General features: G+C 54.5%; 12 protein-coding genes. 8 read left to right on the plus strand and 4 right to left on the minus strand.

The genetic code is table 11. The features are described from left to right. The first annotated feature begins 1 nt into the window (after window position 1). From F5984_RS15645 to F5984_RS15660, 4 genes are all read left to right on the plus strand, one after another. Window positions 2–1693, plus strand: coding sequence for an IPT/TIG domain-containing protein (locus tag F5984_RS15645; RefSeq protein ID WP_152125191.1), 1692 nt, complete (start codon window positions 2–4; stop codon window positions 1691–1693). A gap of 359 nt (window positions 1694–2052) precedes the next feature. Beyond that, window positions 2053–4392, plus strand: a complete 2340-nt coding sequence (locus tag F5984_RS15650; protein WP_152125192.1) for a glycosyltransferase family 4 protein — start codon at window positions 2053–2055, stop codon at window positions 4390–4392. 85 nt (window positions 4393–4477) lie between these two features. Next, a complete protein-coding gene (locus F5984_RS15655) occupies window positions 4478–5971 on the plus strand; it encodes a glycoside hydrolase family 130 protein (protein ID WP_152125193.1) in 1494 nt (497 codons plus the stop codon). Between the two features lie 105 nt (window positions 5972–6076). Further along, a complete protein-coding gene (locus tag F5984_RS15660; RefSeq protein WP_019988658.1) occupies window positions 6077–6325 on the plus strand; it encodes a hypothetical protein in 249 nt (82 codons plus the stop codon). A 64-nt stretch (window positions 6326–6389) separates the two neighbouring features. On the opposite strand, the gene F5984_RS15665 is transcribed toward F5984_RS15660, so the two are convergent. Further along, a complete protein-coding gene (locus tag F5984_RS15665; RefSeq protein ID WP_152125194.1) occupies window positions 6390–7235 on the minus strand; it encodes a sugar phosphate isomerase/epimerase family protein in 846 nt (281 codons plus the stop codon). Window positions 7236–7443: 208 nt separating this feature from the next. On the opposite strand from F5984_RS15665, the gene F5984_RS15670 reads away from it, so the two are divergent. Beyond that, window positions 7444–13851: a fibronectin type III domain-containing protein gene (locus tag F5984_RS15670; protein WP_152125195.1), complete on the plus strand. Its 6408-nt coding sequence runs from the start codon at window positions 7444–7446 to the stop codon at window positions 13849–13851. Window positions 13852–13903: 52 nt separating this feature from the next. Here the strand turns inward: F5984_RS15670 and F5984_RS15675 are convergent, their stop codons facing one another. Next, window positions 13904–15547, minus strand: a complete 1644-nt coding sequence (locus F5984_RS15675; protein ID WP_152125196.1) for an NFACT RNA binding domain-containing protein — start codon at window positions 15545–15547, stop codon at window positions 13904–13906. A 214-nt stretch (window positions 15548–15761) separates the two neighbouring features. After that, on the minus strand, window positions 15762–17573 hold the full coding sequence (locus tag F5984_RS15680; RefSeq protein WP_152125197.1) for a glycosyltransferase: 1812 nt from the start codon (window positions 17571–17573) through the stop codon (window positions 15762–15764). Window positions 17574–17714: 141 nt separating this feature from the next. Between F5984_RS15680 and purU the strand changes: the two genes are divergently transcribed. Then, on the plus strand, window positions 17715–18566 hold the full coding sequence (gene purU / locus F5984_RS15685; RefSeq protein WP_152125198.1) for a formyltetrahydrofolate deformylase: 852 nt from the start codon (window positions 17715–17717) through the stop codon (window positions 18564–18566). Between the two features lie 100 nt (window positions 18567–18666). Continuing rightward, entirely contained in the window at window positions 18667–20022 is a 1356-nt protein-coding gene (locus tag F5984_RS15690; RefSeq protein ID WP_152125199.1) for a PQQ-dependent sugar dehydrogenase, read from the plus strand. Window positions 20023–20100: 78 nt separating this feature from the next. On the opposite strand, the gene F5984_RS15695 is transcribed toward F5984_RS15690, so the two are convergent. Next, window positions 20101–21123 (minus strand): helix-turn-helix transcriptional regulator, encoded by a 1023-nt coding sequence (locus F5984_RS15695; RefSeq protein WP_152125200.1) that lies wholly within the window; start codon window positions 21121–21123, stop codon window positions 20101–20103. 182 nt (window positions 21124–21305) lie between these two features. Here F5984_RS15695 and F5984_RS15700 point away from each other — a divergent pair, with 182 nt between their 5' ends. After that, on the plus strand, window positions 21306–21719 hold the full coding sequence (locus F5984_RS15700; protein ID WP_152125201.1) for a pPIWI_RE_Z domain-containing protein: 414 nt from the start codon (window positions 21306–21308) through the stop codon (window positions 21717–21719). Window positions 21720–21748 lie beyond the last annotated feature (29 nt).

The following is a 21748-nucleotide window of genomic DNA, read 5'->3' on the forward strand; positions in this document are numbered from 1 at the left end:
TATGAACCATTCTCTTCGGTGGGGTAGCCTTTGTCTGCTCGTGCTTGCTCTGTTCGGTCTGATGACTGCCTGCGACAATAACGATACCCCGGAGCCAATACTCAGCGTTACCGGAATCAGCCCAACGTCGGCTCCGGCTGGTACAACCGTAACCATCTCGGGTACCAACTTCGGCACCACGCCTGCCAGCAATACCGTGACGTTTGGTACGGTTCCGGCCACAGTGCTTACGGCCACATCGACCCAACTTGTGGTAACGGTCCCCGCCAATGCAGGATCGCCCGTGACAGTAGCCGCCAACGGTGCTACGGCTCAGGGCCCGGTGTTCACAGTCAGTGCGAAACCTGTGGTTTCGGTGGCGGGCTCTATTTCGGCCAATACCACCTGGACCAACAACAATGTGTACCTGCTCCGTGGCTTTGTGTACGTGAGCCCCGGCGCTACGCTGACCATTCAGCCGGGAACGGTGATCAAGGGCGGTGGTGTTGATGATGACCCCACCGGTGCAAAGCGGGGCGGTACCCTCATTGTTGAGCAGGGTGCCAAGCTGGAAGCAGCCGGTACGGCCCAGCAACCCATTGTGTTCACCTCGAACAAGCCCGCTGGTTCACGGAAATACGGCGATTGGGGCGGTATTATCCTGATCGGTAAAGCGCCACATAACCGCCCGGCGAGCCAACAGGCCGAAGGGGGTATTGGTCGGGCGCTGAACGCCCTCAACGAGCCTGCCGACAACTCGGGCACGCTCCGGTATGTACGGATTGAGTTTGGCGGCATTGCCCTGACCAACGAACCGAATAGCGAAATCAACGGCCTGACACTCTACGGTGTAGGTTCGGGTACAACCATCGACCACGTGCAGGTGTCGTACAGTGGCGACGACTCATTCGAGTGGTTTGGCGGAACGGTTAACGCAAAATATCTGGTGGCCTACCGGGGTTTCGACGATGATTTCGATACGGACTGGGGCTTCGTGGGTAAAGTACAGTTCGGGGTATCGCTGCGCGACCCGCAGGTAGCCGACCAGTCGGGGTCAAACTGCTTTGAATCGGATAATTTCAACTCTGGCGAAAACGCCGGTGGGGTTGCCCTGACACCTAACAACGGTTTGCCGCTCACGCAGCCTATTTTCGCCAATATCAGCGCCTTTGTGACCAACGGTACGCCAAGCAACGCATCGACCTCTGGAACAGGTGGCAGCGGGGCTTACCAGTCGGCCATGCACCTCCGCCGGAACACGGCCATTAGTGTGTTCAACTCAGTATTTGTTGGCTATCCCGAAGGGTTGCGGCTCGACGGGACAGCGACCGGCACGCTGGCCAACGCCAACAGCGGGGCTCTCGATGTACAGGCTGTTACGGTAGCTAACTCGCTCACGGCGGTGCGGGGCGTGGGCGCCATTACCAACGATGTGGCCACCACGTTCTTTAACACGCCAGCCAAGCGAAATGCCATTGTCCCTTCGTCGGACATTGCGGCTCTGCTCAACGCCCAGTCGTTTAACCTGACGGCGCCCAACTTCCTGCCGCCTGCGAGCTCAGCATTGCTGGTAGCGGGCAATGCCGCAACGGGTGGTAAACTGGCCGATTCGTTCTTTACGGCGGCTGCTTACCGGGGTGCTTTCAGCGGTACCGATAACTGGCTCACGGGCTGGACCAACTTCGATCCGCAGAATACCAACTACGATCGCTAAACCCTTTTTTTAATTTCATATTGGTGTCGCACGAAAAGGCCGGGGCTTTGCCCTGGCTTTTTTCTTTTATCAGGATTTGGCTCGGATGAATTGGCACGCGGATGACAGGGATTTGGCGGATTCACACAGATGAATGGGTACACGCGGATTACGGGGATTGGGTGGATGTGCGCGAATAATCATAAATCCGCGTCAACCTGTTCAATCTGTGTCATCCGCGTGACCATTGAAATCATCCGCGTACCTCTGGCTCAGATTTGCCATTCTTTGCCGCCCAATAGCAAACAATTGGGTCTTATAGATACTTAATTGTTAGTAGAGTATCTCTAGTATTCAAGCCTTATTTACGACTCAACGGAATGCAATCAAGCGATTATACAAACCAACCGTGGAACCCCACCGGTGCGCCGGCCGCGCCCAAAAACGTAGCGTTTATCGGCGATTATCTCCCCCGACAGTGTGGAATCGCCACGTTTACGGCCGACCTGTATCAATCGTATGCTTCGTTCATACCCGAATCCAGACCCATTGTGGTGTCGGTCAACGACACGCTCGAAGGGTACGACTATCCCTCAGAAGTGCGTTATGAGTTTTACCAGCACGATCAGGATTCGTATCGGAAGGCGGCTGAGTTTCTTAACTCCAAAACCACCGAGGTTGTCTGTCTCCAGCACGAGTACGGCATTTTCGGCGGCCCTGCCGGGAGTTATATTCTGACCCTATTGCGCAACCTGAATATGCCGGTTGTGACTACCTTCCACACCATTCTGCAAAGCCCGAGCGAAGAGCAGATGCTGGTGCTCAAAAGTATTGCTGACCTGTCGGCACGGGTGGTGTGTATGTCGGAGCGGGGGCGCGACTTTCTCATTAACATCTACGACATCCCCGCCGAAAAAATCGACCTGATTCCACACGGTATTCCCGACCATCCGTTTGTTGATCCGCATTTTTACAAAGATCGGTTCGGCATGGAGTCGAAGTGTACGTTGCTGACCTTCGGGCTGTTGTCGCCCAACAAGGGAATTGAAAACATGATTCAGGCGATGCCCCGGATTGTGGAACGCTTCCCCGATGCGGTGTACATGGTACTCGGCGCCACGCACCCGCACCTGATCCGGCACGAGGGTGAAGCTTACCGCGATAAGCTCAAACAAATGGCTGAAGACCTGGGTGTGGGCGATCATGTGCGGTTCTACAACCAGTTTGTGGAGCAGCATGACCTGCTCGAATACCTCGGGGCTGCCGATATTTACGTGACGCCTTACCTCAACGAAGCCCAGATTACCTCAGGCACGCTTTCGTATGCGTTTGGCGGTGGCCGCGCTGTGGTTTCCACGCCCTACTGGCATGCAAGCGAACTTCTGGCCGACGGGCGGGGTGTGCTGGTGCCGTTCAACGACGCCGGGGCGCTGGCCGATGCGATTATCAACCTGCTGACTGACTCGCCCATGCGGCACTCCATGCGCAAGCGCGCGTATCTGCTGGGGCGCGAGATGACCTGGGAACGGGTTATTGGCCTTTACGGCGACAGTTTTGCGCGAGCCCGCTACGAACGGATGCGCGCCTTCACGAACCAGTTGCCGTACGAAACAAGCGTGAGTGGCTCGTTTCAGTTGCCAACGCTCAAGCTCGACCACCTGTTTCGCCTGAGCGATTCGACGGGCATCATTCAGCACGCCCGCTATCACCTGCCTTTTTACGAAGAAGGCTACTGCACCGACGATGTGGCCCGGGCCCTAGTTCTGACCCTGATGCTAACCCAGACGGATGCCTACGCCAACGACACCCGCCTGCATCAGCTGACGGATACGTACTCGGCTTTTCTGAATCACGCGTACAATGCCGATAAGCAGCAGTTTCGCAACTTTATGAGTTACGACCGCACGTGGCTCGAAGAAGTAGGCTCCGACGATAGCAGCGGCCGGGCTATCTGGGCGGTTGGCACCTGTTTGGGGCGCTCAACCAACCCTAATCTGACCATTTGGGCCATGCGGATTATGGAGTCGGCCTTGCCAACGATTCCGGCCATGACCTCGCCCCGGGCCTGGGCATTTACCTTGCTGGGTATCCATGAGTATCAGAAACGTTTCCGCAACGACCGGCTGGCCAAAACGATTCAGCAGCAATTGCTCGATAAGCTGAACCGGTGTTTTGCCGCTACGGCTACAGACGAGTGGCCCTGGTTTGAAAACTCCCTCAGCTACGACAACGCGAAGCTGGCTCATGCCCTGATCCTGGCCGACGAACCGGCACTGTCTGATATTGGACTCAAAGCCCTGCGCTGGCTCGTGAAGGTGCAAACGGCCCCCAAAACGGGTCATTTTCAGCCCATCGGCTCCAACGGGTTTTATGTGAAAGGCGAGACCCGCGCCTATTTCGACCAGCAGCCGCTGGAGTCGCACAGTATGGTGTCGGCCTGTTTGGCAGCCTATCGCAAAACGGGCGACGAAATGTGGTACAACCGCGCTGTTCGAATCTTCCGCTGGTTTACGGGGCATAACGACCTGGGCCTGCCGCTCTACGACACGCGCACGGGTGGGTGCTGCGATGGCCTGCATACCGACCGGGTAAACCTCAACCAGGGTGCCGAGTCGACCCTGTCGTACCTGCTGGCACTGACCGAACTTCAGGCCGCTGGCCGGGAGAGGGCGGGCGCCCGGCAACTCGATAACTCATTAACCGCGTTGCTCAATCCGTAACGGTTGAGCTACTCCATAGATAAAAAAACAAGACGTCAATATCGTCTTGTTTTTTGCGTTTAGGGCAAAGTAGTTTCTATACATTATGAGCGTTAAAGCCACTCGCACCGGAATTGTGCTCCGGCCTGATCCCACCCGCGTATTGTTCCGGTCGTTCGACCTCGGAAGCAGTAATCGGACGCTGAAGATTGTTGCCCGTGTTAGTTCGCTGACCGAAGACGAGGTGACCCTCAAACTGGAAGAGGTCATTCGTGAATTTGGCAATCGGCACCATCGGTTGGAGCGTTTTCTGCTCAAACGGTTCGAGCAGATTAAAGGAAACCTGCTTACCGATGAGCCCCTCACCACCGAGCGAAAGCTGCTTTTGGGGGCCTATTTTACGATGGAATATTCGCTCGAATCGGCCGCGTTGTTCAACCCGTCCATGATCTGGCATCCTGACCAGACCAATGTGCCGCCTGGGTATAAGCGGTTCATTATCAGCTTACGGGCTACGGGTGAGGGCCACGTGTCTTCCATTTCGTTTCGGATGGGGTATATCGACGAAAAAAGTAAAATTGTGCTGCGGAAACCCTCGCGGTATGTGACCTCGCCCGAAATTGAGCCGAACCAGCATTTCAACAAAGCACAGTTTGAGCGGAAGCTGTACGAGTTGCGGCTGGTCAACAGCATTTCGGAGCGGATTATGGGGGCCATGGGCGATGAGTTTACGCTCGATGATCTGGAAGATTTCACGAAACGACTGACCACGCAGTATCGGTACAATGCCGAGTACGAAACCATTTCGAGCGCCATTCTGGCCTTGGCCCGGTCTAACTACAAGCTGCACTTCGACGACGATCAGCAACTCGATGAACGCTGTATTTTCCCGTCGTCGCCCAACGAAACGAACGGTATTGAGGATGCCCGTTTTGTCAGTTTTGTTGACGACAACGGTGAGGTAACGTACTACGCCACGTATACGGCCTACAACGGCCGGGTTACGTTTCCGCAATTGCTCGAAACAAAAGATTTTCTGTCGTTTACGGTCAGTACGCTCAACGGGGCCGAAGTGTCGAACAAGGGGATGGCCCTTTTTCCGCGTAAAATCAACGGGAAGTACGTGATGATTTCGCGGCAGGACGGCGAGAACATCTATATCATGTTTTCCGACGATCTGTACTTCTGGCAAACCAAAGAACTACTGCTGAAACCAACGTACCCGTGGGAGTATGTGCAATTGGGCAATTGCGGGTCGCCAATTGAAACCGAAGAAGGGTGGCTGGTGCTGAGTCATGGCGTTGGGCCCATGCGGAAATATGCGATTGGGGCGTTTCTGCTCGACCTGAACGACCCCTGCAAAGTACTGGGCCGTACAACAGAGCCTATTCTGAGCCCCGACGAAAACGAGCGGGAAGGCTACGTACCCAACGTGGTGTATAGCTGCGGGGGGCTCATCAATGGCGATGACCTGATAATACCGTACGCCATGTCGGACTATGCCAGCAGTTTTGCTACGGTCAACGTACACGAACTACTCGCTGAGCTGACCGGAAAGGAGCCCGTCAGCCCGGCAACATCTGAGGAGAAGCAAGGGTGAATAAAAAGTCTGAATGCATCGAAAAAAAAGTTTTCGCCGGAAGGGAGTACGTAAAAAGGTTACGTTCTGGGGGAGCTTTCTTTGTTCATAAATCGAACAGAAAAAGTGAATATTACCCAGCAAAAACTCACACGGCAGGCCGTGCGTATGACGGCCACAACGCTTATCCTGGCTCAGGGATGTACAACGGCGGTACTGGTAAAAAATGCTCTTCGTCGGCGCGGCTACAACGTCTACCTGTCCGAAGTCTCGAAGCGACTGTTTGAGGTAGCCCGGCGTGAAGGTTGGTCGATTGAAGATATTGGCAGCGGGCGGGTTTTTTACTTCGCCCAGGTGATGCAGTCGGTGCAATAAAAAGGGAGGAAAGGGGCTCAAGCGTGTCGTTGCCCCTTTTTCCTTTCTCCCCTTCCTGCTTCCCTTATTTATTCTCCCGCAAAAAGGCGACGCTCTGCGGCACCTGCTCCATTGATCGCGATGATTCGTCTTCGATGAAATGATGACGGACACCGGCTTTGCGGGCGGCTTTCATAAATTCGGCAATGCCAATGTCGCCCTGTCCCAGCGTTACGTTGGTTTCCACATCGGCCCGGCCGTTTTGGGCACCGGGGGTGCCGGGTTTGCGGTCTTTCAGGTGCGACAGCAAAAACCGTTTGGGATATTTCTGGAGCAAGGCAACCGGATCTTCGCCGGGCATTTTGGCCCAAAACACATCGAGTTCGAAGTTGACGTATTTGGGGTCAAGGTTTTTGGCCAGGTAATCGAAGTAGGTGCTGCCGTCGGTTCTTTTCTGAAACTCGTACCCGTGAATGTGGTAGCAAAACGTAAGGCCATTTTGCGCCAGTAGTTTGCCCGCCGTGTTGAATACCTCCACGGCCCGGTCGGCGTCGAACTGCGTAAATGAGTCGCCGGGGTGCGGAATCCAGGCGCACGAGACGTACCGCGCCCCAAACTCTTTAGCCTCCCGGATAATACCCGGCACATCGGTTTCGAGCCGTTCGAAGGCCGCTCCTGTACTGATAGCTTTCAGCCCGTTCTGATCCAGCAGTTTTTTGAATTCAGCGTTCGATAGCCCGTAGGTGCCCGCCAGTTCGACCTCCCGAAAGCCCATCTCCCGGACTTTGGCCATCGTGCCGGGGACGTCTTTGGCAAATTGATTCCGGAAACTATACAGCTGCACCCCAACCGGGGCGGGGGTTACTTTCTGAGCCAGCCCTATGAGGTGTGTAGCCCCGAGTAGCCCAATTGACAAGAGTAGTGTTTTCATAGCCAGCAGGCATATTTCGTAATGGGTACAATGATCTGCTGTAATAATACAAAAAATGGCTGCTTTGTTAGAGGGAGCAGTACAAGTTCACTTCTGAGTATGATCTGTATAAATTTATAGAGCTTTCGTGTCATGTAAAGTTCGGGTTGCTGATTGGTGACTTATAGATATTTGCATAGTTTTGAGGTTAACTCTTAACTAACAATTTATGACTTTACGATTACCCACCATTTACTTTAAGTCTTCCACTTTCTTGCGTTTCTGCACTATACTGGTGCTGATCGGTTGGGCAACGGTAGCCATGGGACAACGTTTGCGACTCGGCTCCGATTCGTTACGGCGCGATTCGGTTCTGTGCGCAACCCCCGAATTATCGTTAGAGCAACGCCGTCAGCTCGATGCTCTGGCAAAGTTGGCTTTTCAACTCAAAAAGTCATCCGACAAGGCCTTTGTCGGGATTACGCACGTACCGATTCGGCCGCATATTTTTCGGAATGCCACTGGTAAAGATGGGTTCGACCTCGCCCGGCTCAACAATGTAATTGCTCTGACCAACAGCTACTTTATGACCAACGGTGTTGGTATTCAGTTTTATCTGGCTGGCACATCGCCCGATTATATCGACGACGACGCGCTCTTTAACTCGTTTTCCGGTGCGAACGAGTCATTGCTCGACGGACGAGATGCGGTAAATGCCCTGAATATGTACTTTGTTAACGCCTTCGCTCAGAGTGGTTTGGGAGGGTATGCCTATTTTCCCGGAAACCAGTTAGTTACAACCCGTCAGTTCATTTTGGCTAACCTGAATTCGATCGAGAATGATCTCGGCAATCGTCTTATTCCGCACGAGTTGGGGCATACCTTCAATCTGTATCACACGTTTCAGGGTAGTACCGGAACAGACCCGGAGTTGGTTACCCGCGGAGCCGGAGCCAATTGTAGCACTGCGGGCGATCTGGTGTGTGATACGCCTGCTGACCCGAACGGCCGTTCGGGAGCGTCGACAGCGTATGTCAACGGTTGTCAACAATACAACGGTACCGCCACCGACCCAACCGGCATGACGTATTCGCCCTCGATTACCAACATCATGTCGTACTTTTTTCCGTGTACGCACGATTTTACTCCGGGGCAATACGACCGAATGGAGGCTGGGCTCGCCCTTCGGCAAACGCACACGGCTTACAGCCTCAACTACCCACCCACTGCCGTAACAGCCCCCACCAATCTGCTGGCCGTATTGGGCACATCCCGAAACGTTGTTATAACCTGGCAAGACAATAGTGCCAACGAAATGGGCTTTTTCGTTGAACGGGCTACGTCTGCAACAGGGCCTTTTGTAGCCATTGGTGGTACGGCTCCTAACGTAACGTTTTTTACCGATGCAAAAACGAGTGCGAACTCCACGTACTACTATCGGGTGCGCCCCTCGAATACCACTACAGGCGCATACAGTAATGTGGGGAGCACAAACACGGCCTCTACTACGGTATGTGTACCGGTGTATGACGTAGGCTGTGTGCAGGGTGATGGCTTTCAGTCGGTAATGGTTAATGGAGAGCCACTTAGCACCAATTCGGGGTGTTCGCCGAATGCGTATCATGAGTTTGCCAGCCCAAGCCTGACCATAACCTCCGGGCAAACGGCCTACCTGACGGGGCAGTTGCTAGGTAGTTTGTACGTAACGGGCGTTTCGGTATGGCTCGACCTTAACCGCGATGGTCAGTACAGTAGTTCTGAGCGGCTGGTTGGCAGTCTGGCCACAGGTACATTTTCGGTGAGCATGACCGTGCCCGCGAACTTGTCGGCCGTGCCAATCGGAATGCGGATTGCGTCGGCACGTGGCTATTTCATGTCGGGTAGCTGCGACCGGCTTACCTACGGTGAAACCGAAGACTATACGCTTTTTGTGGCTTCGTCGGTATGTCAGGCACCAACTGCATTGGCTATCCATGGTCTGACCGAAAACTCGGCTCAGTTAAACTGGCTGGGTAGTGGTGATGCGTTTTCGTACGAAGTGCGCTGGAAAGCACAGTCGTTGGCTACCTGGAATACAATAACCAACCTGTCGGGTTTATCGTATACACTCACAGGGCTCACGGCTGGTTCGGGGTATCAGTGGCAAGTACGGAGTATATGCGCCAATGGAGCCTCGGCGTATGTTGGTCAATCGTTTTTAGCAGCTTGTTCTAATCCAACGGGGCTGTCCACATCGGCTATTACCGAGACCTCGGCCACATTGAGCTGGTCTAATCTGGGCGCAGGTCGTAGCTACGATTTGGTGTGGCGCGTAATTGGTTTGGGCGGCTGGATATTGATAGAAGGGTTGTCTTCACCTACGTATTCGCTGACGGGCCTGCGCGCTGGTACGCAATATGAATGGCAGGTTCGGAGTTCATGCACCCCAACGGGTAGTCAGACATTTGCCGCCCCGGTTTCATTTGTTACGGTGGGTGTTTGCAAGCCTGGGTTTACCAATGGCTGTACAAGTTCGGATGGGCTGAATAGTTTTACCTTCAACGATGTTCTGATGAGCCAGAACTCGGGTTGCTCGCTCAACGGGTACAGGAGTCATACCACCCCTACTGCCCCCGTTGTGGCCGGGCGTCCGTATTCGTTTAGCGGCACGTTGTTGAGTAATTCATATAGACAGGGTATCGGGGTTTGGCTTGATCTCAACCGCAACGGGTCGTTTGAAGGGAGCGAACGGCTGTACGGTAGCCCCACTACGGTTGCGGGTTCTTTTTCGGGCAGCCTGACCATTCCGACATCGGTTACAGCCGGTGCTATGGCTATGCGGGTTTTGGTGGCCTTTGAGACGTTTCCATACGATGCCTGCTCAAACTATTCGTATGGCGAAGCCGAAGATTACGTACTGACCATATACCCGGCTAACCGGGTTCAAATCACTCAGCTAACCGACCCGGCCTGTGGGGCAACGCCCTTGCCTTTAGCTTTTGCCACTACAGCGTCATTTGGCGGTGGAAATGTATTTTCAGTACAACTTTCCGATGCCGCCGGTGTGTTTGGCTCCTCGCCCCTGGTGATTGGATCGTTGGCTTCATCAACGGGAGGCTCGGTTACGGTTACGATTCCGAATACCGTGACACCGGGGAATGAGTACCGGGTCCGAGTGGTATCGTCGAGCCCGGCCATCACCGACAATCCAGCTACGGCTCTGCGTATTTCGGCTACCTGCGATTGCCCCGAGCCCGCTGCCCTTACGAGCCTGAGTCTATTAAGCCGCGGGGCCAATCTGAGCTGGAGCAGTGCTACGTCGGGCAGTTTATTTGCGTTACGCTGGCGGGTGCAGGGGGCTACCGCCTGGTCGGTAGTTGATAATTTGCCGGGTGCGCCCTACTATCTGAATAACCTCACGCCGGGGGGCATGTATGAGTGGCAGGTGATGGCTCGCTGTGGCAACGGTCAAAGCTCGGTCTGGAGCTCCTCGGCCACGTTCCAGACGGTGACTTGCGGTACCGCAACGTTGGCCAGTACCTCGCAAACCCTCACGGCTGGGCAGGCGGCTACTTTATCGGTGAGTTTCACCGGGCAAAGCCCCTGGAGTTTTGAGTATCGCCGGAATGGCCTGTATCAGAGTTATTTCGGTGGGATAACCACCAGCCCCTATGTATTTACGGCTACCGTGCCGGGAAGTAGCACCTTTACCGTTGCCAATGGGTCGAATGCCTGTGGTAGTTTGCTCGTCAGCGGAACAGCGGTTGTGTCGGCACCGTGTGTGGCTCCCGTAAGCCTGACCGAAGCCAGCCAAACAGCTACCAGTATCGAGTTGCGTTGGCCTTACGTAGCCGGCTTAAATTATTTCATCCAATGGAAAGAAAGTACGGCTACCACCTGGACCCAGTCCACCTCGTACTGTTGTTCTTCGTACTACGTGAGTGGTTTACAACTCGGAAAAACGTACCAATGGCGCCTTCAGACCATCTGTGCCGACGGAAGCCTGTCGGCCTGGTCGGCCGAGCGTACCTTTACCATGAATTGCCCCGTGCCGTTTGGTCAATCTGAATCCATCTCACCAATACAGGCCCGTTTGCGGTGGAATTATATGAGCGCGTCCAATGGGAGCTCTCTGACCTATAATCTGCAATGGCGGCCAGTAGGTACAACCACCTGGACCAGTTTAAGCGCAATTTGTTGTAGCGAGTATAACCTGACGGGTTTGCAGAATGGGCAAGCCTACGAATGGCGAATACAGAGCATCTGCCCCGACGGGGCAACCTCGGCCTATACAGCACCCCGCTCGTTTACTACCGGGTGCTACGCTCCCGCCATTTCTAATTTTGACTTTGTTACCTCAACCTCATTCAGAGTATTCTGGAATGCTGTTCCGTCGGTGTCTTATGAGCTACAGTGGCGAGCATCAGGAAACTCGGCAACTCCCTTCTCGTCGGTTTCCGGCCTGACCACGTCGCCCCATACCCTAACTGGCCTGAGCAATGCAACTGTCTACGAGTTGCGTATGCGGGCCGTTTGTTCAACATCTGAAACAAGCGGCTTTAGTAATTCATACAATGTGCTCACAAGTTGCTCCACGCCTTATATGTATGGTCCGTCGGTTGGGCCCGACAATGCCCGGCTCGAATGGCCTAATATGAGCCCCGACACCCGTTACAACCTGATTTGGCGCGTAGCCGGTTCACCGATCTCTACAACTATTACCTCGCTAACGAGTTCGTCGTACTCTCTGACGGGCCTGACCGTTAATACTACCTATCAAGTGCAACTACAACTTGTTTGTAGCGATGGCAACGTGTCGGGTTGGTCGTCGCCGGTATCGTTTACTACCAACTGTAACCCGCCATCGTACACCTACCTGAATAGCCGAAGTGTTGTATCCGCATGGGTGTATTGGGAAACCCGGGGAACCAATACACCCTACGTAGTAGAGTATCGGGCGGTAAGTAGCCCCAGCTGGACGAACTCCCTCACGGTAGTTGCCAGCAGCGTGAACCTCACGGGCTTATCGCCATCAACCGCCTATGAGTGGCGGGTTCGGTTAGCGTGTGGTACGGCCTACACCAGCCCTGTGCCGTTTACGACGCTTGCCTGTACCGTGCCTACGGCACTTACGTTGTACAGTGCGCCAGGAGCCAGTACGGCCTATCTGGACTGGGCCTATATCGACGTAAACCAGGGCTATGAATTACAATGGCGCCCTGTTGGAACAACCACCTGGCCCAATGCCGTCACGACATCTATTTCTGAGTATGGGCTCTCCAATCTGGAGCCGGGAACCGTGTATGAGTGGCGGGTACGAACACGCTGTGGAAGTACGTCCTTTTCTGATTATTCGGGGGTAAGTTCGTTTACAACAACGGCTTGTGCCGCCCCCACCAACGCGACAGAAGTAGGTATGGGAACCAACTTTGTAGTTCTTGGCTGGGCAGGCCCTTCGGGGGGGTCGGGATATTCAGTCCGATGGCGCGAAGTGGGCACAACGAACTGGAATAGTTATACAACCTGTTGTGCGGGCACTAACTACCTATACAATGTGCAATATGGTCGTTCGTACGAATGGCAGGTGGCAGCTCGCTGTGGCTCGGTTCTAACCAGCTATACACCTGTGCGCACTTTTGGCATGAATTGCCCGACCCCATTTGGCTTGCGCGAAGTGGTGTCTGTATCCAGTGCCAAACTCTATTGGAACTATCAGGGAGATGTATCGTATGTATTGCAGTGGCGGCCGCAGGGAACAGCTAACTGGAGTACAGTAACGGTTACGGGTACATTTTATCAGTTGACAGGGCTAACACAAAACCAAGTGTATGAATGGCGAATTCAGACCATTTGCCCCGATAATAGTACCTCGTCCTTTTCGAATATTCGCCTGTTTACTCCTCAATGTAGTGTGCCATCCGAAACGTACCTGCTTAGCTCTGGACCAACGTCGGTTTGGCTCATCTGGAATGCCTTTGCTGATGTTAGCTATACGGTTCGATACCGCCTTTCTGACACCACTAACTGGTCAGTTATTAATGGGATTACATCGTCGCCGTATAGCCTGACAGGCCTGATTTCGTACCGGGAGTATGAGATACAGATTCAAGCGGCATGTTCGGCTACAGCCGCGTCGGGTTTTTCATCTTCTATATATGCCTATACGGATTGTTGGTTTAAAAGATATAGCACTTCGGTTTCGGGTACAAACGTTAGCTTATCTTTTGACACACCCGGTACGGATAGAACGTATGATTTGGTGTATCGGGTTGTTGGTTCGCCTACGTCGATAACCGTCGGCTCCCTCTCCGGTGCCGGCCCCATTCTGACACACACGCTGACCGGTCTGTTGCCCAATACCGCGTACGAGTGGTGGCTCACCATGCTTTGCCCCGGTTCAACAACGCCTACGGTTTCGGATTTACGTACCTTCACAACCGGTAATGGTTGCTCAAGCATGTTTACCCTCAAAACCGGCTCGTGGACTGACCCCACCGTGTGGTCGTGTGGTCGGATCCCAACCAGCGCCGATCCGATCGAAATACGGCATGTGGTTACGATACCAGCCAACACGGCGGGCAATAGCAAACGAGTGGTCTACACGGCTGGGGGGAAGGTTGTGACGGAGACCGGCGCGACGCTTCGGTTAGGATTTTAGCCGCAATCAGCCAGCTAAAACGTCCCACTGCTCAGAGCAGTGGGACGTTTTTTTACCCCCTCGGTACCACCATCACTACCTCTTCCTTGTCGACTACCACCTGCCCTTCGGCCAGGCCTTTGGGTTTCCGAACGAACTTCTTGGGGGTGTAGATAACCGGGCATAGGCTGTCGGTTCGGCGTTTGGAGTACCAGGCCGCGAGTTCGGCGGCCCGCTCGATGACGGTTTTCGGGAACCGCTTGCCCGCCTGATACTTCACCACCACGTGCGAGCCCGACACGTCGCGGGCGTGGAGCCACAAGTCTTCTTTGAAGGCGTAACGTTGGGTGAGCAAATCGTTGTTTTTGGCGTTGCGGCCAATCAGAATCGTGTACCCTTCGTGTTGGATCTGCTTGAACAACTCGGCGGGCCCGGCTGCCGGGCCGCCGTCGGTCAGCAGGCCATGCTGTTTTACGTATTTACGGAGAGCTTTCAGACCCTCAATACCGGCCAAAGCCTCTTGATGCTGCCGGATGGCCACCAGCTCAGCTTCGCGCTGTTCAATCTGCTGTTGCAGGTGCTCTACCTCAATCTTTTCGTTTTTCGCCTTGCGGTAGTAGCCTTCGGCGTTTTTCTGCGGACTGAGATCGGGCTTGAGTTTGATCAGAATAGGGCGGTCGCGGTAAAAATCGTATAGTTCTACCCGTTCGGGCGAGCGTTGGCCCGGCGGTTCGGGAATAGCGTGGAGGTTGGCCATCAGAATATTGGCCATTTCTTCGTGCGTAGCCCCTTCTTCCCGTCCAATGAGCCGTTGCATATTGGCGTCGATGAGGCTCTCGGCGCGTTTCAGGCGCTTGTCGAGCAGGCGCAGCACCTCCGAGCGCTCCCGTTCGAACGTATTCAGCCCCGCGTAACTGATGTAAAACCGGTTGGCCGCTTCGATTGGGTCAGCCAGCGTCTGCCGAATTTCGCCCAGCGGAACGAGGGTCAGGGTTGGCCGGTGCTCAAATGTGGTCAGGTAATAGGTGGGGTTGTCGAGCAACGTCAGCACCGACTGGATTTGGCCCCATTTTGCCTTACCCTGTACGCTCGCTTCGTCGGAAGGCGTGGAGTTTTGGTTGAGATAAGCGTTTACTTCTTTCCCGAACGTGGGAAAGAGTTTCCGATGGTCGAAACCGGCCCGCTCAAAGGCTTCGTACGACTGATCGAGGGGCCGGTCGAGGGCGTCGAGCCGGAGCGTTTGGTCGGAGGCCAGTTTCTGGTTGAACAACTCCACTACCTCGTTGCTCTGAAACGCAAGCAGATTTGGGCGGTTGCCAAAAAACTTGAAGAGCAGGGTGTAGCCATCGTCGAGGGTAATACCCAGGCAGCGTTCGTTCAGAAACGAGCGTACGCCCGTGACCAACCGGCCAGGAATAGCCCCCTGTTCGAGGGCCTCATCGTCGTCGGGCGAGATGCCAATTACCTGCCCAAACAGGTCGATGCTGTTGGTGCGGGCCCGCTGCACTACGTCGGGGAAAAGCAGCCCTGAAAAATCGGGTCGGAGGCTGGTTTTGATGTAAAACGGGCGGTAGTAGTTCGCCTTGCCTTTTGCCTGCGCAAACACTAGCACCAGCTCGTCGCGGTCCTGACTGAAGCACTCCAGCAGGCGCAGGCCCTGAATGTGCCCCTCCAGTGCGGGTGCCAGCTGGCGAAGAAAGTAATAATTAGTATGCACGATGGGTAGAGACGCAATCGGTTGGGTCTCGTTGCCGAATGGTTCTTAGTAATGTCGATGAAACAGATCCGCTGTTGCGGAAATCCCTGGCGTCTGCCGGATAACTGCGGAGACGCCAGGGATTGCTGAGGGACAGACGTAATATGTTGCTGTGATGAGCAATGAGACACAACATATTGCTGTGATGAACGATGAGACGCAACATATTGCGTCTCTACTTTCGGCGTTTCAGCGCCAGGTCGTGTGCGGTGTCGTAATACGAGCGGAGGTTGGTCCAGTCGAACACTTCGGCTATACTTTCGACCCGGTTGCGCTGCTGAATCCGGTCGCGCTGACTCATTCGGACGAAGCGCCAGAGAATGTTGGCGAGCTGATCGGCGGCCTGGTTGAAATTCTGACTACGCCGGTCGACCACGTAGATGCCCCGGTTTTCGTAGTCGCGCATGATCTGCATGATAAAGTCGCCGAAGCCCGACTGATCGCTCGTCACGGTCGGAATCCCGCGCACCACGCACTCCAAGGGGGTGTAGCCCCAGGGTTCGTAATAACTTGGGAAAACGCCCAGGTGACAACCCCGCACAAACTGGCTATAGTCGAGTTTGAATAAGGGGTTGGTTGAGGCAATAAAGTCGGGGTGGTACACGATTTTCACCCGGTCGTACTCATTATTGACGAGGTTCGACTGCCGGATAAACCGGGTCATGTCGTCTTCCTGCACCAGATCGTGCGTCACAAACGGGGGCAGTTGCTTCGTTTTCCAGCTCTGCACGGTGCGCCGGAGCCGGAGCCGCCAGTAGTCGTCAACAAAACTATTGAGGTCGGGCAGGGTATTCTGCGACGACGAAGCCGCTGCGTGGAAGAGCCGCTCGCCAACCTGTGTTTCAATGTTCTCGCAGGTATCGCGGATTTCGTCGAGCAGGGCGCGGGAGTGCAGCACCTCGGGGTTAATGGACCGGTAGGGCTGTTTGGTCACCATAAACATCACCACGGTGGTGTCCATGTTGGCCTCACGCATCCGCCAGTTAAGCCGGGCGAGGGCTTCGAGCGTCAGGTCATAGCCTTTGTTTGAGAACTCAAACCGGCCCGATGTGAAGAAGTACAGGGTTTTTTCGAGATCGAACGAATAGTTATGGAAGAAATGGCCCATCACAAATTCGTGGATGTTCTCCTTGTACTTCACGTGCAGGTTCTGAAACTCGTGTGTGGCTGCAAACCGGGTGATGTTGAGGCCATTGGGGAGTACCAGATCGGGGTTACGCCCCAGAAAAACCTCGCACTCGCGGGCGGTCACATCGCTGACGGTGGTAAACGTGTGACTGTTGATAGCCGCCAGCCGCTCGATGGTTGCCTGAGCCTCGATACCGTAGTGCCGGGCCTCTTTGAGCCAGTCGAAGAAAGGCAGCTTTCCGTAAAAGCCTTCCACATTCTGGGCCAGATACCGCCCCAGCATGGTGGCATGGGTAGTAAATACAGTGGCCACCTTCACGTTGTCGTGTCGGAGGTCGGGCAGGCCGGTGCTCGCCATCCACTCATGGAAATGGGCGCAGAAATCAACCCGCTTGGCGTGTCCCTCGGCCAGGAGCGTCAGAAACACGCGTACCATCTCGCCAAAGGCAATGGTCTGATTCACCAGGTCCTCCACGCCGAGGGTAGGGAGCTTGTGGCGCTCCCAAAGGCCCGCCTTGATGGAGTCGAGCTGATCGGTGACACTTTGCAGGTTGAACAGCACCACGCGCGGACGCCCCGTAATGAGCCAGTAGCCATATTCGACTTCGTAGCCCAATTGGCGCATTTTACGGACGGTTTGCCCTATTTCGGTTTCGTCGGGTTCGGTAATGGGTTCGAATTCGGCAGCTGCTTTGGCCGGAAAATAAGGGCCCAGCAGCAGGTAATTGTCGTCCCACTTCTCGACCATTGCCGGGACTTTCGATCGGATGACCGTGTAAATGCCGCCAACCTGGTTGCATACCTCCCAGGCTATTTCGATAAGCAGCTTACGCTTTGTCGTTGAAAATACGGATTCCAATGCTTCGAATGGATTAAGAGGGGGTGGCTAAAAACTTTGGCCAAACTACAGACTACAACTGACAAATGATAGCCGGTAGGCCAAAAACGAGGAAGTGCTGGATTTTGCTTATTTTGCGCCCCCAGCGTTATACAACCTCGCATGACCAACTCCCGACATATTCTTCTCATGGACGGCCCCGACCAGAGAGGGCTAATTTACCACGTTACGAACATCTTATTCAGACAAGGTCTCAATATTATTCGGAACGACGAATATGTTAGCCCCGACGGGCAGTTTTTTATGCGAACCGAGTTTGAAAGCAGCAACCCACAGGATCTGCTCGACGGCCCGGCTCTGTTGGCCCAGTTGAGCGCGGGGCTCGACCCCGCCATTACGCTCCGGCTCAACCCCCGCAAAAAGAAAAATGTGGTGTTGTTGGTTACTAAAGAACACCATTGCCTCGGCGAACTACTTATCCGGTACGCCTTTGATGAGCTCGATGCCGATATTTTGGCGGTTGTGAGCAATTATAACCACCTGCAACCGCTGGTGAGTAAGTTCGGGATTCCGTTCCATTACATCTCGCACGACCACAAAACCCGCGAAGAGCACGAGGAGGCTATTTTGCGCACGTTGGCCATTTATGAGCCGGAGTATCTGGTGTTGGCGAAGTACATGCGGGTGCTTACGCCCGAGTTTGTGCGACATTATCCTAACCGGATTATCAACATTCACCACTCGTTTTTACCCGCTTTTGTGGGGGCAAGCCCGTACCGGCAGGCCTACGAGCGCGGTGTAAAAATTATTGGGGCCACGGCCCACTTTGTCAATAATGACCTCGACGAAGGCCCCATCATCACGCAGGATGTGAAAGAAGTAGACCACCGGCATACGGCTGCTGATATGGCTACCATGGGCCGCGATGTAGAAAAGCTTGTTTTATCCAAAGCACTCAAGCTCGTTTTCAACGACCGGGTATTTATCCATAACAACCGCACGGTGGTGTTTTAAACGCTTGCAATCAGGTACGTACCTACCACCCGTTCGATTCTGGAGTATCTACACAAGTTGTGCAGTATCTTTGATTGCACATTTTCTCCTTGTGTAGCCTATGAAGTTAATCTTTACCTGTTTTGTGTTTATAATTGGCCTTACGGTGACGCTGACTCACGCGCAGACGCCCGTTGTCAGGCTTAAAACAGTAACCGGCGGTCTTTTTCGTCCTATTGATCTGGCTTCCATTGATGCCGACCGACACCTGATCGGACAGACCAACGGGAAAGTGCGGCTGGTTGCGAATGGGATTCTCAACCCAACGCCTTATCTGGACATTAGCGCGCTCGTGCAGGATACGTCGTACAACGGCATTTTCGGCCTTTGTCTGCACCCCAGGTTTGCTTCCAATGGATACCTGTACGTGCAGTACTTCCGAAAAACGGATAAAGCCGCTGTGGTGGCCCGCTACACCCGCGATTCGCTGAATCCAAACCGGGCGAATCCGGCCTCGGCTCAGGTTGTATTCACAGTGCCGTATCCTACGTTTGGACACCGGTCGGGGCGCATGGCGTTTGGGCCCGACGGCTATCTGTACATCACAACTGGCGACTCGGCCCCTGGCGACCGGGGTTCAATTGGCGATCCCAATGGGTACGCGCAGAACCCGCGCAGTCCGTTTGGTAAGCTGTTTCGAATTGATGTCGACAAGGGAAACCCCTACGCTATTCCGCCCGGTAACCCGTTTACTACCCCGAACGACAGTATTCCTGATGAGTTGTACGCCGTGGGTTTGCGAAACCCCTGGCGCTGGAGTTTCGACCGGCTCACCGGCGACTTATGGCTCACCGATGTCGGGCAGGATGGCTGGGAGGAGGTAAACTTCACCCCGGCTGGGGCCTCGGCTCCGCAGAATTATGGCTGGCGATGCTACGAGGGCAATGTACCGTACATAACAACCGGTTGCAGCGTCACCGCAACCTATGCTATGCCGCTGCATACCTATGCTGGATACAATAACAACGGCAATCAGCAGGTATCGGTAACGGGTGGGTTTGTGTACCGGGGCGAACGCTACCCCGAATTGCAGGGCTGGTACGTTTACGGCGACTGGAATGGGGGGACGATCTGGACGCTCCGGCGGAATGCCGCTACCGGAACCTACCAGAATGTGAAACAGGCGGCCTCGGTAGCTAGTCTGGTATCATTCGGCGAAGGTACCGACGGCGAGTTGTATATCCTGTCGTTCAATAGCGGCATGCTGTATCAGATCACAACAGACGCTATTGTGAGCCGCCAAACCGGCGATTGGCACACCTCGTCGACCTGGGATTGTGCCTGTGTCCCCTCGGCGGATAGCCGGGTGGTGGTGGCACCAGGGCATAAGGTTACCGTTCGGCAACCGGCCCCGGTACAGTCTGTTCGGGTGTTGGGAGGGCTTCGCTTCGAGGGTGGGGGCGTACTTCGGTATTAGAGTTTAATGTATAATGTGCAGTGTGAAATGGACAATGAGCAGCACAATCCATTATCCATTATCCATTCCCAGTACAGCTTACCGGTACTTTGTCAGCGTAGCCTGCAACGACTCGCGCATGGCGTCGACCAGGCTTTGGGGGGCCAATACGGTAAGGTCTTCGCCGTAGCTGCGCAGGTGCATCATCAGGTCGCGGTTGGGTGCGAGCCGAAGTCGAATCCGGCACTCGGTATCCGTATCGAGCACAACCTCCTGACTTTGGTGAATGGGCTTGGCTTTCACGTAACGGCCGCGCAATGGTGTAAACGATAACAGAATCTCCTCAACCGGGCCGCTGCTGTCAGTAATGCCGTAGATGTGCTCAAACAACTCGCTCACACTCGCCATCACGGCCGGGGGTACATCGCAGGGGTTGTCGGTAATTTCCAGGTCGCTCATCCGGTCGAGGGCGAAGGTGCGCTCTTTGCCTGTTTTCTCGTCGTACCCAATCACATACCAACTGTCGTATACCTCGCGGAGCAAAATGGGGTGTAATGTTCGGAGGGGCAGGGCCTCTTTGCGGGCGGGGGCCGGTTCGTCGCTTTCGTGTTTGCTGTAGCGGAAGGTAATCTGCCGGTTCTGATTCACGGCTCTGACCAATATAGGCACGTAATGCCGGTTGCCACCCAAAATTCGCTCTTCTACGTATACCACTCGCCGGGTGGGCATATCGGTTTTCACTTCCCGGATAATGTCGAGGCTCTGCCGTACTTTCTGAAGAGCGTTGCTCAGTTCATCGGCAACTGAGGCCCCCTGCGTAGCGGCCAACACCTCGCGGGCGTAGTCGAGGGCTTCCATATCGTCGGGGTTAAGCATCAGCTGCAACAACCGAAACGAGGGATCGGTGTAATAGTATCCATTGGCGCGTTTATCGTAGGCAATGGGCGCGTCGTGGTCTTCGCGCATGCGCTGAATGTCTTTTTCAAGCGACGAAATAGACCGGATACCGCATTTCTCCTGACAAAGCTCAAACAACCTTTGCTTGGAATACCGGCGGGGGTAGCGACTAATGACCTCGTCAATGAGTCGGTAACGCTGAAAGGCAGATCGGGTGATAGGCATAGGGTATCGGGTAGAGATGCAACACATTGCGTCTCAGTTCAGCAACACATTGCGTCTCAGTTTAGCAAAAAAAATTCTGTATTACACCAAAAATAGGGGAAGAACGGAAAAAGGTTACGGTCTGGGGGGCGCAGCTTTGTAGCGAACAATAAACGACCACCGGACTACGGTGAGTTATACTAATGAACGCACACATTGCCTCCGTTTCATTCACCAGGGGTGCTCATGCAACGGCCCGGGCTGTCAGTCTGACGGCCCGGCAGTTGTCTGAGGTGGAATTGGGCCTGTTTTTGCTTTCGCAACTATCGCCCTCAGCACCGCCAACAGCTTTGCCGGCCTTACTCAACGGTACCGATCCGTTAGTAACCGAACGTCCTGTCTGGACAGCTAAACAACACAAATACTGGCAACGCGGGCAACTGTTGCTTGCCCGTTTTCGGGAGCCCTCCGTCTGGAACCGTCTTATCGAACGGTACGCCCTCCTGACCGGCACATTGGCTGCCTACGACGTCAGTGGGGATCGGAGCTGCTTTCGGGAAAAATCAGTCGGTTTTTTTCGAAACCGAACCGCTACCTTCCGGCAGATGCTGGCTTAGTTTTTTTCGACAGGATTTACGGGGTTACA

The sequence above is a fragment of the Rudanella paleaurantiibacter genome, assembly GCF_009184635.1.
Taxonomy (GTDB): Bacteria; Bacteroidota; Bacteroidia; order Cytophagales; family Spirosomataceae; genus Rudanella; species Rudanella paleaurantiibacter.

What these genes read in the sequence shown, in the direction of transcription:
- F5984_RS15690 (WP_152125199.1), top strand. Translation starts at nt 18,667, where the DNA reads ATGAAGTTAATCTTTACCTGTTTTGTGTTTATAATTGGCCTTACGGTG.
- F5984_RS15700 (WP_152125201.1), top strand. Translation starts at nt 21,306, where the DNA reads ATGAACGCACACATTGCCTCCGTTTCATTCACCAGGGGTGCTCATGCA.
- F5984_RS15695 (WP_152125200.1), bottom strand. Translation starts at nt 21,123, where the DNA reads ATGCCTATCACCCGATCTGCCTTTCAGCGTTACCGACTCATTGACGAG.
- F5984_RS15650 (WP_152125192.1), top strand. Translation starts at nt 2,053, where the DNA reads ATGCAATCAAGCGATTATACAAACCAACCGTGGAACCCCACCGGTGCG.
- F5984_RS15665 (WP_152125194.1), bottom strand. Translation starts at nt 7,235, where the DNA reads ATGAAAACACTACTCTTGTCAATTGGGCTACTCGGGGCTACACACCTC.
- F5984_RS15655 (WP_152125193.1), top strand. Translation starts at nt 4,478, where the DNA reads ATGAGCGTTAAAGCCACTCGCACCGGAATTGTGCTCCGGCCTGATCCC.
- purU (WP_152125198.1), top strand. Translation starts at nt 17,715, where the DNA reads ATGACCAACTCCCGACATATTCTTCTCATGGACGGCCCCGACCAGAGA.
- F5984_RS15645 (WP_152125191.1), top strand. Translation starts at nt 2, where the DNA reads ATGAACCATTCTCTTCGGTGGGGTAGCCTTTGTCTGCTCGTGCTTGCT.
- F5984_RS15670 (WP_152125195.1), top strand. Translation starts at nt 7,444, where the DNA reads ATGACTTTACGATTACCCACCATTTACTTTAAGTCTTCCACTTTCTTG.